The sequence below is a fragment of the Pectobacterium fontis genome, assembly GCF_000803215.1.
Classification (GTDB): Bacteria; Pseudomonadota; Gammaproteobacteria; order Enterobacterales; family Enterobacteriaceae; genus Pectobacterium; species Pectobacterium fontis.
The window spans coordinates 34,507-48,528 of sequence record NZ_JSXC01000037.1; the positions used below are offsets into that span (position 1 = coordinate 34,507).

The 14,022-nt window shown below is 49.0% G+C and carries 18 protein-coding genes; all 18 read left to right on the forward strand.

The features are described from left to right. Nucleotides 1-75: 75 nt before the first annotated feature. The 18 genes from OI69_RS13695 to OI69_RS19890 all read left to right on the forward strand — a co-directional run bounded on the left by OI69_RS13695 (nucleotide 76) and on the right by OI69_RS19890 (nucleotide 14,004). Nucleotides 76-540, forward strand: coding sequence for a phage terminase small subunit P27 family (locus tag OI69_RS13695; protein WP_039351505.1), 465 nt, complete (start codon nucleotides 76-78; stop codon nucleotides 538-540). Then, the gene (locus tag OI69_RS13700; RefSeq protein WP_080752649.1) at nucleotides 494-2,236 is read left to right on the forward strand and encodes a terminase large subunit; all 1,743 of its coding nucleotides are present in this window, start codon (nucleotides 494-496) and stop codon (nucleotides 2,234-2,236) included. The genes OI69_RS13695 and OI69_RS13700 overlap by 47 nt, the downstream gene beginning before the upstream one ends. After that, a complete protein-coding gene (locus OI69_RS13705; RefSeq protein WP_039351506.1) occupies nucleotides 2,236-3,540 on the forward strand; it encodes a phage portal protein in 1,305 nt (434 codons plus the stop codon). The genes OI69_RS13700 and OI69_RS13705 overlap by 1 nt, the downstream gene beginning before the upstream one ends. Before the next feature lie 13 nt (nucleotides 3,541-3,553). After that, nucleotides 3,554-4,405 carry a head maturation protease, ClpP-related gene (locus OI69_RS13710; protein ID WP_039351510.1) on the forward strand — a complete coding sequence of 284 codons (852 nt, stop codon included), beginning with the start codon at nucleotides 3,554-3,556 and terminating at the stop codon, nucleotides 4,403-4,405. 15 nt (nucleotides 4,406-4,420) lie between these two features. Continuing rightward, nucleotides 4,421-5,638: a phage major capsid protein gene (locus OI69_RS13715; RefSeq protein ID WP_039351514.1), complete on the forward strand. Its 1,218-nt coding sequence runs from the start codon at nucleotides 4,421-4,423 to the stop codon at nucleotides 5,636-5,638. A 49-nt stretch (nucleotides 5,639-5,687) separates the two neighbouring features. Further along, complete coding sequence (locus tag OI69_RS13720; protein ID WP_039351517.1) at nucleotides 5,688-5,909, forward strand: DUF7210 family protein; 222 nt, start codon at nucleotides 5,688-5,690, stop codon at nucleotides 5,907-5,909. Nucleotides 5,910-5,918: 9 nt separating this feature from the next. Next, nucleotides 5,919-6,242 (forward strand): head-tail connector protein, encoded by a 324-nt coding sequence (locus OI69_RS13725; protein WP_039351520.1) that lies wholly within the window; start codon nucleotides 5,919-5,921, stop codon nucleotides 6,240-6,242. A gap of 6 nt (nucleotides 6,243-6,248) precedes the next feature. Then, entirely contained in the window at nucleotides 6,249-6,590 is a 342-nt protein-coding gene (locus OI69_RS13730; RefSeq protein ID WP_039351522.1) for a phage head closure protein, read from the forward strand. Then, nucleotides 6,583-7,032 (forward strand): HK97-gp10 family putative phage morphogenesis protein, encoded by a 450-nt coding sequence (locus tag OI69_RS13735; protein ID WP_039351524.1) that lies wholly within the window; start codon nucleotides 6,583-6,585, stop codon nucleotides 7,030-7,032. The genes OI69_RS13730 and OI69_RS13735 overlap by 8 nt, the downstream gene beginning before the upstream one ends. Then, the gene (locus OI69_RS13740) at nucleotides 7,029-7,376 is read left to right on the forward strand and encodes a DUF3168 domain-containing protein (protein ID WP_039351525.1); all 348 of its coding nucleotides are present in this window, start codon (nucleotides 7,029-7,031) and stop codon (nucleotides 7,374-7,376) included. The genes OI69_RS13735 and OI69_RS13740 overlap by 4 nt, the downstream gene beginning before the upstream one ends. Before the next feature lie 59 nt (nucleotides 7,377-7,435). Next, nucleotides 7,436-8,146 carry an immunoglobulin domain-containing protein gene (locus OI69_RS13745; RefSeq protein WP_039351528.1) on the forward strand — a complete coding sequence of 237 codons (711 nt, stop codon included), beginning with the start codon at nucleotides 7,436-7,438 and terminating at the stop codon, nucleotides 8,144-8,146. Between the two features lie 17 nt (nucleotides 8,147-8,163). Continuing rightward, nucleotides 8,164-8,538 (forward strand): phage tail assembly chaperone, encoded by a 375-nt coding sequence (locus OI69_RS13750; RefSeq protein WP_039351529.1) that lies wholly within the window; start codon nucleotides 8,164-8,166, stop codon nucleotides 8,536-8,538. An 11-nt stretch (nucleotides 8,539-8,549) separates the two neighbouring features. Beyond that, nucleotides 8,550-8,837 (forward strand): phage tail assembly protein T, encoded by a 288-nt coding sequence (locus tag OI69_RS13755; RefSeq protein ID WP_200886927.1) that lies wholly within the window; start codon nucleotides 8,550-8,552, stop codon nucleotides 8,835-8,837. 97 nt (nucleotides 8,838-8,934) lie between these two features. Next, the gene (locus tag OI69_RS13760) at nucleotides 8,935-9,291 is read left to right on the forward strand and encodes a hypothetical protein (RefSeq protein ID WP_039351531.1); all 357 of its coding nucleotides are present in this window, start codon (nucleotides 8,935-8,937) and stop codon (nucleotides 9,289-9,291) included. Nucleotides 9,292-9,344: 53 nt separating this feature from the next. After that, entirely contained in the window at nucleotides 9,345-9,905 is a 561-nt protein-coding gene (locus OI69_RS13765; RefSeq protein WP_154715558.1) for a hypothetical protein, read from the forward strand. Nucleotides 9,906-9,964: 59 nt separating this feature from the next. Beyond that, nucleotides 9,965-13,183 carry a phage tail tape measure protein gene (locus tag OI69_RS13770; RefSeq protein WP_039351536.1) on the forward strand — a complete coding sequence of 1,073 codons (3,219 nt, stop codon included), beginning with the start codon at nucleotides 9,965-9,967 and terminating at the stop codon, nucleotides 13,181-13,183. Nucleotide 13,184: 1 nt separating this feature from the next. Further along, nucleotides 13,185-13,535, forward strand: coding sequence for a phage tail protein (locus OI69_RS13775; protein ID WP_039351538.1), 351 nt, complete (start codon nucleotides 13,185-13,187; stop codon nucleotides 13,533-13,535). 40 nt (nucleotides 13,536-13,575) lie between these two features. Continuing rightward, complete coding sequence (locus tag OI69_RS19890; protein ID WP_072034302.1) at nucleotides 13,576-14,004, forward strand: hypothetical protein; 429 nt, start codon at nucleotides 13,576-13,578, stop codon at nucleotides 14,002-14,004. Nucleotides 14,005-14,022: the final 18 nt, after the last annotated feature.

The window sequence follows — 14,022 nt, forward strand, 5'->3', positions numbered from 1 at the left end:
CGGGCTCTTGAACACCGACCACCGTCATTTTTGTGCACAACCGCGAAATGAAAAGTTTTTTTCTGGGAGGTTCCGATGGCAGGACGACGCCCGAAACCGACCCACCTCAAAGTGGTGACCGGTAATCCGGGCAAACGCAAACTTAATGATAAAGAGCCACAACCATTACGTGAAATTCCCAGCCCTCCGGCTCACCTTTCTGATTGGGGTAAAACAGCCTGGGGGCGAATGACCGTACTGCTCGATGGCATGGGGGTGTTAACGGTAGCAGATGTTTTTGCGCTGGAGCGACTGTGTGACATCTATGCTGACATCCTTCAACTGCGCAACACGATCGCTGATGAGGGAAGAACGTATACGGTTCAGACCGATGGCGGGTTTCTTATCAAGGCGAATCCTGCTGTTGCTATGTTGGCTGACGCAGATCGCCGCTTCAAAAGTTATTTAGTGGAATTCGGCCTGACGCCAGCGGCGCGGTCTAAGGTGCATGTTGATGGTGGAGAAAAAGAAGCCGACCCGCTCGAAAAATTCTTCGGTTGATCCTGTAACCCAGTACGCAATGGACGTTTCGTCTGGCAAAGAAATTGCCGGGCCAGATATCCGAAATTCTTGCAAGAGGCATCTTGCCGATCTTGAATCCTGTCATGCCCGTGGACTGAAATGGGATGTAGAGGCCGCACAGCGAGCTATCGACTTTTTTGCAAAGGTATTGAAGCTCAATGGCGGCGAGCATGAGGGGAAACCCTTCATTTTGTTGCCGTGGCAATGTTTTGTCGTCGGTTCTATTTTCGGATGGAAGAACGCTGACAGTTATCGCCGCTATCGCATGGCGTATGTGGAATCAGGAAAAGGTTCAGGTAAATCCCCGCTGGCCGCTGGCATAGCACTTTACTGCCTTGTCGCTGACAGAGAGTCGCGTGCTGAAGTGTATGCGGCTGCGACGAAGAAAGACCAGGCCATGATCCTCTTTCGTGACGCCGTGGCGATGGTTGACCAGTCTCCGGCACTGGCGCAGCGAATTAATAAATCCGGTGGCGCAGGGAAGGAGTGGAACCTGGCCTTTTTGCAGACGGGTTCTTTTTTCCGGCCTATCAGTTCGGATGATGGTCAGTCTGGCCCACGTCCACACTGTGCTTTGATTGACGAAATCCACGAACATAAGAGCAATCAGGTTGTTGAGATGATGCGTGCCGGTACGAAAGGGCGGCGGCAGGCATTGATTTTCATGATCACAAACAGTGGGCACGATAAAACCAGCGTTTGCTATGACTATCACGAATATGGTCGCAAGGTCGCTGATGGTTCAATTGAGGACGACAGCTTCTTTTCGTTTATTTGCTCGCTGGATGAGGGCGAAGATCCCTTTAAAGACGAAGCCTGCTGGAAAAAGGCTAATCCGTCGCTGGGACACACATTCACCGATCGCTATCTTCGTGAACAGGTGACACAAGCGCGTGGCATGCCATCGAAAGAAAGCATCGTCAGGCGTCTGAATTTCTGTCAGTGGGTTGATGCCGATAATCCGTGGATGAGCAGTGATGTCTGGATGGGATGCGAAGATGATTTCGATCTGGATGAGTTGCGGGGGGAAGAATGCTACGGCGGTCTTGATCTTTCTGGCTCACGTGACCTTACGTCTCTGGCTCTGTTTTTTCCAAAACAGCGGAAATTGTTTGTCGAGTTCTGGACACCGAAAGAAACATTGATAGACAGGGCGAAAACTGACCGTGTTCCGTACGACGCTTGGGAGCGTAAGGGATTCATTCATACGACACCAGGTAAGGCTGTTAAATATGGCTTTGTTGCTGAACGAATAGCCGAACTCTCTCTGATGTTTTTTATCCAGGCCATTGCTTTTGATCAATATCGAATCAAGTACCTTGAGCCTGAACTGGAGCAGGCGTCCGTTTACGTTCCGCTTATTCCTCATGGACAAGGCTATTACAAAGCGCAGGATTCCGGGCTATGGATGCCACACTCCATAGAGCTGTTTGAACAAGCTCTGGATGACTGCTCAATCATTATCAAAACCAATCCCTGCCTGCGCTGGAATGCAGCATCTGCGGTAACTGAGGCAGACCAAAAAGAAAACCGCATATTTGCCAAGAAGAAAAGCACGGGGCGCATTGATGGCATTGTGTCTTCAGCGATGGCGCTCGGTGCTGCTGAAGGGTATGAGCCTGATGATGGCGATGTTGAGGGCTTTTTTGATGATCCGATCATAGTGGGTATCTGATGGCTAAGAATAAACAACCAGGGCGCGTAAAAAGCGCCCTTTTAAATTGGCTGGGTGTACCAATCAGCCTGACGAACGGGACATTCTGGCAGGAATGGTTCGGCACCAGTAGCAGTGGTAAAACCGTTACAGCAGATAAAATCATGAGGTTGTCAGCGGTCTGGGCGTGTGTTCGGCTGTTAAGCGAATCGGTTTCAACACTACCGCTGAAAATTTATGAGCGTCAGCCTGACGGTTCACGAAAACTGGCTCAGGGCAATGTGGCTTATCAGGTTCTGTGCCGCCGACCCAATCCGGAAATGACGCCATCGCGATTTATGCTGCTGGTAGTTGCGAGTATCTGTTTACGTGGCAATGCGTTCGTTGAAAAGTTTTTCATAGGAAGCAAGCTTGTCTCTCTTGTTCCGCTATTACCCCAGAATATGGTGGTAAAGCGGTTGGATACTGGCCGATTGCAGTATACCTACACGGAAAATGGCAAGCAGCGAGATATATCACCAGAGCGTTTGATGCATATTCGCGGGTTCGGGTTGGATGGGGTGTGCGGCATGATGCCAACGATGGCGGGTGTCGATGTGTTTGGTGCTGCTATGTCGGTTGATGAGGCGGCCGCAAAGATTTTTGAGAACGGGTTACAAAGTACAGGATTCCTGTCATCAAAAACGGCACTGAATAAAGAGCAGCGTGAGCGCCTACGTAAAAATCTGAACGCATTCATCGGTTCAAAAAATGCTGGGAAGTTAATGGTTCTGGAAAACGAACTGACCTACCAGAATGTCACGATGAATCCAGAAGCTGCGCAACTTCTTGAAAGTCGGTCTTTCAGCATCGAAGAGATTTGCCGCTGGTTCCGCGTGCCGCCGTTTATGGTCGGACACACGACAAAACAAAGTAGTTGGGCGTCCTCATTGGAGGGGATGAACCTTCTGTTTCTTACGCACACGCTGCGCCCACTTCTTGTAAACATTGAGCAGGAAATTTCCCGCTGTTTGCTGAATGGGGATGAAGACCTGTTTACTGAGTTCTCTGTAGAGGGATTGCTACGCGCAGATAGTGCAGGCCGTGCAGCGTACTATACGAGCGCGCTGCAAAATGGATGGATGTCCCGTAATGACGTTCGCCGTCTTGAGAACCTGCCACCGATTGAAGGCGGCGATATCTATACCGTTCAGTTGAACCTGACCCCGCTAGAAGATTTGAAAAATGGAAGTCTGGCGACTCAGGCGCTGGCATTACGGCAACTTCATAGCCATGTATTCCCCGATATTCCTTTCGAACAATCGCCGCTGAAACAGGCTGCGTAGGAGCTATTTCCACATGACCAAAAAACAACTTCCGGTAGCGCCGGTGGGTCACCCCTGCGCGGGAATTACCTGTGAGCCAATGCCATCAGCGCTTGAACGCTGGAATGGTGGCATTCGAGCTGCTGCAAGTGGTGATAACACCATCTCTGTGTTTGATGTGATCGGGCGCGATTATTGGGATGAGGGAGTGACAGCAAAACGCATCGCTGGTGCTCTGCGGTCAATGAATGGTGCTGATGTCACCGTAAACATTAACTCCCCTGGCGGAGATATGTTTGAAGGTCTGGCGATTTACAACCTGCTGCGTGAATACGAAGGGAAAGTAACTGTGAAGGTGCTGGGTATTGCTGCCAGTGCAGCTTCTGTTATCGCAATGGCTGGCGATGAGATTCAGATAGGCCGTGGTGCATTTTTAATGATCCATAACTGCTGGATCGTCGCCATGGGGAATCGTCATGACTTTGCTGAATTGGCTGACTATCTGAAGCCGTTTGATAGCGCCATGGCGGATATTTATGCAGCACGTTCTGGTCTGGATGTCGACACCGTATCGCAGTTGATGGATGCAGAAAGCTATATCGGCGGAAGTGATGCGGTGGATAAGGGTCTGGCTGACAGCCTTCTTTCTGCTGATGCAGTTTCTGACGGTGATGATTCTCCCGCCGCCGCACTGCGCAAATTAGATGCGCTTCTGGCAAAGGCTAATACGCCACGCTCAGAGCGTCGCCGTCTTATCAAATCTTTAACGGGTGGTACGCCTGGCGCTACCCCTGATAACGAAAGCACGCCAAGCGCTGCTGAAATCAAACCTGAAACTCTTGCCAATCTGGATGCCGCCTTAAGCGGCCTGGTATCGGCGTGCTAATAATCTGGAGATATTATGTCTGAAGTAAACGATATTCTGAAAAAGGTCACTGCCAGCATTGAAGAAGCAACTGGGAAATTCAATGCAAAGGCTGAGGAAGCGCTGGATGAGGCAAAAAAATCCAGCAAATTGTCTGAAGAGACTAAAGCCGCAGTGGACAAGATGGCCTCTGAATTTAACGCATTGACTGCTGCTGAAAAAACGTTGAAAGCTGCACTGGGTGAGCTGGAACAGCATGTGGCGCAGATGCCGCTGGCGAACGCTAAACAGGTTATCGAATCTGTCGGTCAGCAGGTGATTTCTGCTGAAGCCCTGAAAACTTTTGCTGCCAGCGTTGCTGCAAGCCAGCGTTTATCTATTCCGGTGAAAGCCGCGATGATTTCCAGCGATGTTCCGGGGAATATTGTTGCGCCGGATCGTCTGCCCGGCATTGATACTGCCCCCAAACAACGCCTGTTTATTCGCGATCTGATTGCACCAGGAACAACGGGTTCGAACACCATTTACTGGGTACAACAAACCGGCTTCACGAATAATGCTGCTGCTGTGGCGGAAAATACAACGAAGCCATACAGCAATATTGAGTTTGAAGAAAAAATAACCCCTGTCCGCACGATTGCGCACCTGTTTAAGGCTTCTAAACAGATTCTGGATGACTTTGCTCAATTACAGTCACAGGTCGATGCGGAAATGCGCTATGGACTTAAATATGTGGAAGAGCAGGAAATTCTTTTCGGGGATGGTACTGGGGTGCATCTGGAAGGCATCATCCCGCAGGCGTCAGCATACAGCGCTGCTTTTCAGGTCGAAAAACAGAACGGCATTGACGATCTGCGCCTTGCTATGTTGCAGGCACAGTTGGCACGTTTCCCTGCCTCTGGTCATGTCCTGCATTTCATCGACTGGGCAAAGATCGAACTGACGAAGGACTCTCTGGGGCGCTACATCCTTGCAAACCCTGCGGCGCTTACGGGCCCTACTTTGTGGGGACTCCCTGTTGTCGCTACTGAAGCTACTGCATTCCAGGGCAAATTCCTGACTGGGGCATTTAGCGCGGGCGCGCAGGTATTTGATCGTGAAGAAACGAACGTGGTTATCTCTACCGAGAACGCCGACGATTTCGAGAAAAACATGATCACAATTCGTTGTGAAGAGCGGCTGGCGCTGGCAGTTAAACGCCCTGAAGCTTTCGTGTACGGCTCGTTCACTGTGCCTGCTGGTAACGGTGGCTAATCCAATCATTTGTGTGTAGCGGCCTTCGGGTCGCTTTCTTGGAGTCAATATGAAGCTTATCGCGATTAAACCCATTTATCATGGCGGTGTTGTCGTTGTTGATGGGACAGAATTCGAAACTCGGGAACAGCATGGCCGTGAACTTATTAAAAAAGGCTATGCAAAAGAAATCACCGTGGACAATCTTGCAGAGCAGCCAGAGCAGCCAGAGCAGCCAGAGCAGCCAGAGCAGCCAGAGCAGCCAGAGCAGCCCAAAAAGGCTAAAAAATAAGGGCTTATCATGCTGGATATCGACCTGGTTAAACAGCATTGCCGCGTCGAATCCGGCAATGATGACGATACGCTGTTGAATGCGTACATCACTGCTGCGGAAAGATATGTCGAGACATACACTCGCCGTAAACTTTACGAAAACGCAGAAGCGGAGGGTTACGCAGAGGATGACGATCACCTTCTCCCAACAGAGGATGTTCAGGTGGCAATGCTGCTATTGATTGGGCATTGGTACGAAAACCGAGAAACGGTTGTGATTGGTCAAACAGCGCAGACTATTCCTTTTGCTGTTGAATCTCTTTTGCAGCCATATCGCATTTACGGGCTGTGAGGTGCTATGAGAATAGGACGACTACGCCACCGCGTCACCATCCAGAACTTCACCACAACCCGCGATGCTGGTGGACAGCCAGTTGAAACGTGGCGCGATGGCGCGACAGTCTGGGCCGAGGTTGCGCCAGTCAGCGGGCGGGAGTTAGTTGCGTCTGGCGCAGTATCAGCCGAGGCCACAATTCGTGTGTGGATGCGGTTTCGCCGTGATGTATCTGCCGCGTCACGCCTGCATTGTCTCAATGGCCCCTTCAAGGGGCTGGCATTGGACATCATCGGCCCACCAATTCCGGACGGCAAATGCACCCGACTGGAAATACTGTGTAAACAAGGGGTGAAACGTGATTGATTTTGGCCTCGACTTTTCCGGTCTGAACGATATCGCAAAAGATTTGGAAAAACTGAGCAAGGCGGAGAATAACAAAGTCTTGCGTGATTCCACTCGTGCCGGTGCCGAAGTGTTGAAAGAGGAGGTTATCGCTAATGCCCCCGTGCGCACTGGCAAAATGCGCAAAAACGTTGTGGTGGTTACTCAGAAATCACGGCGAAAAGGGGAAATCTCTTCCGGCGTGCATATTCGTGGCGTTAACCCCAAAACGGGTAACAGCGACAATAAAATGAAGGCTAACAACCCGAAAAACGCGCTTTACTGGCGTTTTGTCGAAATGGGGACCGTAAATATGCCCGCTCACCCGTTTGTGCGCCCGGCGTTCGATACCGCACAAGAGATAGCTGCGCAGGCTGCTATCACTCGCATGAGCACTGCTATCGATGAGGCGCTGAGTCGATGACCGAAACCGACATTTATCCGTTAATTTCCGATCTGGCCAATGGTCATGTCTATCCGTACATCATTCCGCTGAATAGCGAAGGAGAACCGGCAATTTCCCCACCGTGGATTGTGTTCTCGTTCGTGTCCCAGCCATCTGCTGATGTGCTTTGTGGTCCCGCCGAAACAACATCATCGGTTCAGTTTGACGTGTACGCGAAAACCATCGCGCAGGCGCGTGAAATTAGCAACGAGGTCATAGCGGCATTGTTGCCATTGGCTCCAGGCAACCAGATGCTGACACATGGGCATGACTCTGACACGGGGTTATACCGGACAACAGCAGAACTTCAGTTCATCGACTAACCCACGTAATCATTATCCCAATCCGCCATTGAGCGGGTTTTTTATTTGGAGAAATCCCCATGTCTGCACTTTATGAAAAGTCACAGAAAACGGTAATTGAAATCACATCAACCCCGACGACGCCAGAGGGTATTGCGTCAGCAACATTCCTTAATCTGAGCTGTACGATTAAAGAGATTCAGTTCACCGGTGGACAGAAAAACGACATCGACGTAACCACGCTGTGCTCTAAGGAAATGGAGAACACTAACGGACTGCCCGCCCAGTCTGAAATCTCTCTGTCCGGCAATTTTTACCGTAATGCCGCACAGAATGCATTGCGTGATGCATACGATAACGACACCCGTTATGGCTTTCGCGTAACGTTTCCGTCTGGTAATGGCTTCCAATTTCTTGCTGAAGTTCGCCAGCATACATGGTCATCAGGTATAAACGGCGTAGTGGCCGCAACGTTCTCACTTCGCTTGAAAGGTAAGCCAACGCCAATTGATGCACCCGGTGTGCTGGCGTTTACAACCAATCTACCTGCGACCGCAACGGCGGCGGCTGGCTCGGCGCTAACATTGACGGTTGCAGCAACTGGCGGCGTTGCTCCGTACACATACAAATGGCTTAAGGGGGGCGTCGTAGTATCTGGACAAACAGCGGCAACGTTCAATAAAGCCAGTGCGGTTTCCGGTGACGCCGGTGTTTATACCTGTGAGGTCACGGATTCAGCAGCGACATCCGCAACAATCACCTCTGCAACCTGTACTGTAACTATCAGCTAATCTGGAGCAACAAACGCATGGCAAAGAAAAGCATTAAGTCACTGGCGTTAGCGCCAGGTGCTGGATTTCTCACGAAAGCGATCGAAGTGCCGGAGTGGGAGGGCGTAAAGGTCATTTTGCGTGAGCCTAGCGCAGAGGCGTGGCTACGCTGGCAGGATGCGCTAAAAACTGACGATGACAGCGAATCCGTGTCAGTGTCAGAACGCGCTCGCCGCAATCTTCACGCTGACGCGACTCTGTTTGTCGATATTCTGCGTGATGAAGACGGAGAGCCGGTATTCAGTGTCGACGATATTGAAGAAGTGAAAGGCGTTTACGGGCCTGTGCATAGCCGCCTACTGCGTCAGGCACTGGATGTCATCAACGATACCGAGATCGCTAAAAAAAAGTAGCAAATCAGGGGATGCAGTTTTTGATGGCGTTAGCGCTCAGGATGGGGCGCACGCTGTCAGAACTGCGTCAGGAAATGACGGCTAGTGAACTGCGGATGTGGATTGAGTACGACAAAATTTCCCCGATAGGCGACACGCGGGGCGATATTCATGCCGCGCAGATAGTTAGTGCTGTGTATGGCGCTCAGGGTGTGAAAGTGCCGCTTACTGATGCGATGCTTGACTTTTCAGGGAAGGGGGAAGAAGAGGCCGATCCATTTGGCAATCTGGAGGCGTTTCTTTCCCATGCGGCAAGTTAAGGCGCATCCCTGCGCCACAAACTCAGTGTTGTTTGTATTGAAATGTAAATTTCTCATGCTAGGATGTTTCTGATTGCAATCATAAGGAAACGTTAATATGAAGAAAGTTATAGCCGTTGCGCTCGGCGCGGTGCTGTTATCCGGTTGTACTGTGCGGGTCGCAGACCTCACTGTAGCGAGTACAAAAAACTACAACCTTAACGGCGCTAAATTCATCAAAGGCGCAAGGGTTAGTGCTGAAGACAGCTACCCGGTGATCATCTTTCCAATGGGTATCCCTAACGTAAAAACAGCCGCAGACCGAGCTATTGAGAAGAACCGTTGCGCGGTTGGCTTGACTGATGTTGTCGTAACCCAGCTCAATCATTCGTTCCTGTTCGGTAAAATCGGTCTGCGAGTAGAGGGTGATTTGGTTATCGACCGCAACTTACCTGGTTGTGAAAACGCCAGTTGATGAAATCAGCCAGCCACCTATGGGTGGCTTTTTACTATGGGTGGGATTTTAAAATGCTAAAAGCATTCGGTGGAGTTTTATTTGTTGTGGGGATAATTTGGACTGGTTACGCGCTGGGAATGGAAGTCACGGTTGGTTATGTTGATAAGATTTATAATAATGGTCTGATGGCAACAAGGCAGCTTTATGCCTTCGTCGGGAGTGTTACTGCGCTGGCTGGTATAATTATCGTTATGACCGGCATGGTGTGCGAAAGAATAGATGAAGTTGAGGAAAAAAAACTAACTGTTTTAAAAGATATCAACAACGGATTGGGGTATCTAAGTCACAGAAATGAGAATGCAGTTGATGTTAATGAAAGAACCTCTTTGAAATCAGAGGATTTAACTAATAATGACTGGATAATTTCTTCATTTTTTTCGGTGGAGAATGGGGAGCCGGTGTTAATATATTCCGCAATCAGTCAACTAGTTGATAAAATAAAAAAAGAAAACCCAGGGGTGCACCCAAAAATTTTATCAGAAAAGTATGACGATAAAGCAAAGGAGTTAATTGAATCCCTGCCAGATGAAATTAAAAACGACTTTAAAAGGGCTTATTACGCTTACTTTTAATGTCCGATTAAAACCGAAACCCCGCCAGTCGGGGTTTTTTTATGTCTGGAGAAAATTGAATGGCAACGCTGCGTGAACTGATCATTAAAATTTCTGCTAACTCACAATCATTTCAGTCAGAAATTTCTCGCGCTTCTCGGATGGGGGGAGATTATTACAAAACCATGCAAAATGGCGGACGTCAGGCAGCAGCAGCAGCACGTGAGAGTCAGCGTGCATTTGCTGAATTAAACAATCAGTTTGTCGGTATTAAATCAGCAGCGGCAGGAATTGTCGGCGCAATGTCTGTTACATCGTTAATCACAATGGCTGATAACTGGGGGCAGGTCACATCGCGCATGAAAATGGCGACTGAATCCAGCGATGAATTAGCCATGGTGCAGCGTCGCTTAATGGAGATCAGCGACCGCACCTATAAACCGATTGAGGAACAAGCAGAGCTATTTATTCGCAGTTCTAACGCAATGAAAGAATTGGGTTATTCAACAGCCGGCACTATCGACTTTATCGATTCTATTTCCAGCGCATTAACGATCAATGCCGCCAGTGCTGATAAAGGGCAAAGTGCGATTAATGCCCTGTCTAAGTCAATGGTTCAGGGTAAGGTTTCTGGTGACGAATGGAACACGGTGATGGAGGTCATGCCAACCGTTGTTGGTGATATCGCCCGCGCGATGGGTACGACAGAAAATGCAGTTAAAAAACTAGCCGCAGACGGCAAGTTATCCATGCAACAGTTTGCTGACGCCGTGATTGCCGCTCAACAGAAAAATGCAGAATTAGCCGAAAACATGCCAACAACGGTTGGCGATGCGATCACTAAATTGTCAAACCACATGAAAAAATACGTTGGTGAGACGAATAGTGCATACGGCACTACTCAGGCTCTATCTGGTGGTATCAGCGATCTGGCAGACAATATCGACACAGTGGCCACAGCAGGGGCGGCGCTGGTAGGTATTGGATTTGCGCGATATTTTGGCGGCATGGTGTCAGGTGCATACAGTGCGACGGCTGGGATAATTTCAGCAGCAAAAAGTGAAGTCGCATTAGCTGAGGCGCAATTACGCGGCACACAGATTGCCACCGCCCGCGCTCGTTCAGCCGTCTATCGCGCTCAGCAGGCGTTAGCTGCTGCGCGCGGGACTGATGCGCAGGCAGCAGCCGAAAAACGATTAGCTGCAACACAGGCCGCTGTAACAAGAAATATCGCAGCGAGAACAGCGGCTCAAACAACACTGAACAATGTTACCGCTGTTGGATCGCGCCTTATGTCCGGTGCGTTAGGGCTGGTGGGTGGCGTTCCTGGTCTATTGATGCTAGGGGCTGGCGCGTGGTATTACATGTACCAGAAGCAAGAACAGGCTAGGGAGTCAGCTATCCAGTACGCAGGCACTCTGGATGATGTCGTTGCTAAATCCAAAGAAATGAATATTGCTCAACTTGGTGGAGCTATTGCAGATTCTGGCGATTCAATAAAGGCTCAAGAAAAAAGTATTGATGAACTGAAGAGTTCTCTGATTGATGCCCAAGCAGAATACAAAAAATATAATGATTTAGTTATACAGTTTCGTGTTCAGCAAGACGCCAGTAATGGTTACACAATTAAAGCGGCAGAGGCTCAGCGTAACGTTGATAAAGCAATACGCGATCTTGATTCGGCTCAGAAATTACTGAGTAACACAATAAGCAATCAGAATAAACTACAAGTTGAAGCTATCAATAAGACGGTTGAAATGTCTGGTGCTGTAAGTTCTCTGTCTGATATGTACGAACGGTTAAATAGAGTTACGCGTCAAACTACAAAGCTTTCCCATCCTCAATATTCTGGTCCGGTTCTGCCAGTTTTGGATGATAAACAGCAAGCGGCAATAACTAAGCAACAGCGCGACCGTATTTTATCCTCACTAAAGGATATTGACAGGGCTCGTAAGCAAGCCGAATTTGAAGCTGATGATTTAAATCTTCCGTCTGGGTGGCGTCAAAAATATATCAATGATGCCGAATCTACATTTAGGAGTAACGAGGCAAACAAGCCAACAAAAAAAGGCCCCAAAACTGACGAAGAAAAAGCGATTGATACCTATGATCGCCTGATTAAACAGCAGCGCGAGCAATTAGCGCTAGGTAGTCAGAATACCGAATTGGCGAAAATAAAATATCAAACCACTCAGGGCGAATTATCAACTTTAACCAGCATTCAAAAACAGGAGTTGGCAAGAAATGCTGCGCTGATTGATCAGGCTGAAATACGGAAAAAAGCGGCTGAATACGAAAACGGGCTGATAGATTCCAACGCAAACGCGAAAGCGGCGAATGATGCCAATCTAACGGGTTTTGGTGAGGGCTCTCGCGCTCGTGAACGCATGAATGAAATGATCAGCATTCGCCGTGACTTTATTCAGAAAGACGATGAGCTACGGCGGCAACACCAGGCGGGTGAAATTGATGATGAGTTTTTCAACAGAGCTATTACGTTGAATAAACGTTATCTCGATAAGCGCCTCAGTGACCAGCAAATGTATTACACCTCACTGGATGATCAGCGTAATAACTGGATGGGCGGTATGCGTGACGGTTTCGCTGACTGGGCTGATGAAGCGACAGATTACGCTACGCAGGCATCACAGGGTATGCAGACAGCAATGAGCAGCGCTGTAGGTTCTATCACTGAAATGCTGAATGGCAATATGAATAGCTGGAAAGATTGGGGCGTTGGAGTCCTGAAAATTATCCAGAATGTGCTGGTTAACATGGCGGTAGCGAATGCGGCCAGCGGTGCGAGTAGCATGATCGGTAGTTTGTTTGGCATTGGGGCGTCAGCGATGGCGGGCGGTGCCGGAGCGGCATCAGCAAATAATGCGTTCTCGACGGGGGCGTATAGCAACCTGTCTTTTAATGCGTTGGGTGGTGTCTATGATTCCCCATCACTCAGCGCATACAGCGGTGGTGTTTACAACACACCTCAAATGTTTGCGTTCGCCAAAGGCGCGGGGGTATTTGGTGAGGCGGGGCCAGAAGCGATCATGCCGCTTACCCGTGCCGCCAATGGTTCACTAGGCGTTCGGGCGATAATGCCCGATGTTCAATCTGCAAATAGCGGAGGAAATGTTTACGTAACCATAACCGAGAGCGGGACAGCCTCCGTTTCTGGTAATGGTGATCAGAATTTCGCTCGTGAATTTACGCAGATAATTCAGCGTGAATACAGAAAATTGCGTGATAGGGATTTATCGCAGGGCGGAGTGATAAACCGAGTAATAGCGGGGCGTCGATAATATGGAAACTTTCACTTTCTGCCCTCGCGTTAATCCTGAAGGTGCATTTACCCAGAGAACGCGATCGATACAGTTCGGCGATGGCTATACGCAGCGGTCTGGCGATGGTATTAACGGCGAGTCACAGAGTTGGCCATTAACGTTTGTTGGCAACGATACCCATATTCAGCCAATCGTTTCTTTCCTGCGCCGTCACAAGGGCTATACCGCGTTCCAATGGGTAAACCCACTCTCCGAGTTGGGGCTGTACTGCTGTCCTGATGGGTTCAACGTTACGGCAATGGGTAAAAACAGCCGTGGCGATCAGGTGTTCCAACTCACTGCAACGTTCATCACCGCGTACCATTCGTGATAGATTGATTTTGAGAACCAAAACACACATAGGAATAACAATGAAAAAAATAATACCAATTGTTTTTTTATCATTTTTGTTGACTGCTTGTGCTACAGATCACGTATCTCCAGATAAATCCAACCCTGTTCCTCCTGATCGTTTGTTTGCATTTTATTCTGTAGATTCCAATCTCGGCATGTTGGATGTAACTAGGGACTCTGGTTTTATAGGTGGCGGTTGCTATATGGGGTTTTATATAGATGGTAAGCTATCGGCAAAATTTGACCCGGGTGAAAGAAGTGTTTTTTATGTTTACCCAGGTGAGCATATTATTGGAATCGGTAATCCAGGTGGTGGAGGGCTTTGTAATATTGAAAAAGGATATCGTAGAGAATTAGCCACATCAATCAGCGCGGGTGAGGTTAAGAACTTTAGGCTGACAACTCGCCCTGGAGATGGTGCTGCTGTAGAGCCATCAACCCTGTAATACCTACGAGTTAAATTA

What these genes read in the sequence shown, in the direction of transcription:
- OI69_RS13695 (WP_039351505.1), top strand. Translation starts at nt 76, where the DNA reads ATGGCAGGACGACGCCCGAAACCGACCCACCTCAAAGTGGTGACCGGT.
- OI69_RS13700 (WP_080752649.1), top strand. Translation starts at nt 494, where the DNA reads ATGGTGGAGAAAAAGAAGCCGACCCGCTCGAAAAATTCTTCGGTTGAT.
- OI69_RS13705 (WP_039351506.1), top strand. Translation starts at nt 2,236, where the DNA reads ATGGCTAAGAATAAACAACCAGGGCGCGTAAAAAGCGCCCTTTTAAAT.
- OI69_RS13710 (WP_039351510.1), top strand. Translation starts at nt 3,554, where the DNA reads ATGACCAAAAAACAACTTCCGGTAGCGCCGGTGGGTCACCCCTGCGCG.
- OI69_RS13715 (WP_039351514.1), top strand. Translation starts at nt 4,421, where the DNA reads ATGTCTGAAGTAAACGATATTCTGAAAAAGGTCACTGCCAGCATTGAA.
- OI69_RS13720 (WP_039351517.1), top strand. Translation starts at nt 5,688, where the DNA reads ATGAAGCTTATCGCGATTAAACCCATTTATCATGGCGGTGTTGTCGTT.
- OI69_RS13725 (WP_039351520.1), top strand. Translation starts at nt 5,919, where the DNA reads ATGCTGGATATCGACCTGGTTAAACAGCATTGCCGCGTCGAATCCGGC.
- OI69_RS13730 (WP_039351522.1), top strand. Translation starts at nt 6,249, where the DNA reads ATGAGAATAGGACGACTACGCCACCGCGTCACCATCCAGAACTTCACC.
- OI69_RS13740 (WP_039351525.1), top strand. Translation starts at nt 7,029, where the DNA reads ATGACCGAAACCGACATTTATCCGTTAATTTCCGATCTGGCCAATGGT.
- OI69_RS13745 (WP_039351528.1), top strand. Translation starts at nt 7,436, where the DNA reads ATGTCTGCACTTTATGAAAAGTCACAGAAAACGGTAATTGAAATCACA.
- OI69_RS13750 (WP_039351529.1), top strand. Translation starts at nt 8,164, where the DNA reads ATGGCAAAGAAAAGCATTAAGTCACTGGCGTTAGCGCCAGGTGCTGGA.
- OI69_RS13755 (WP_200886927.1), top strand. Translation starts at nt 8,550, where the DNA reads ATGCAGTTTTTGATGGCGTTAGCGCTCAGGATGGGGCGCACGCTGTCA.
- OI69_RS13760 (WP_039351531.1), top strand. Translation starts at nt 8,935, where the DNA reads ATGAAGAAAGTTATAGCCGTTGCGCTCGGCGCGGTGCTGTTATCCGGT.
- OI69_RS13765 (WP_154715558.1), top strand. Translation starts at nt 9,345, where the DNA reads ATGCTAAAAGCATTCGGTGGAGTTTTATTTGTTGTGGGGATAATTTGG.
- OI69_RS13770 (WP_039351536.1), top strand. Translation starts at nt 9,965, where the DNA reads ATGGCAACGCTGCGTGAACTGATCATTAAAATTTCTGCTAACTCACAA.
- OI69_RS13775 (WP_039351538.1), top strand. Translation starts at nt 13,185, where the DNA reads ATGGAAACTTTCACTTTCTGCCCTCGCGTTAATCCTGAAGGTGCATTT.
- OI69_RS19890 (WP_072034302.1), top strand. Translation starts at nt 13,576, where the DNA reads ATGAAAAAAATAATACCAATTGTTTTTTTATCATTTTTGTTGACTGCT.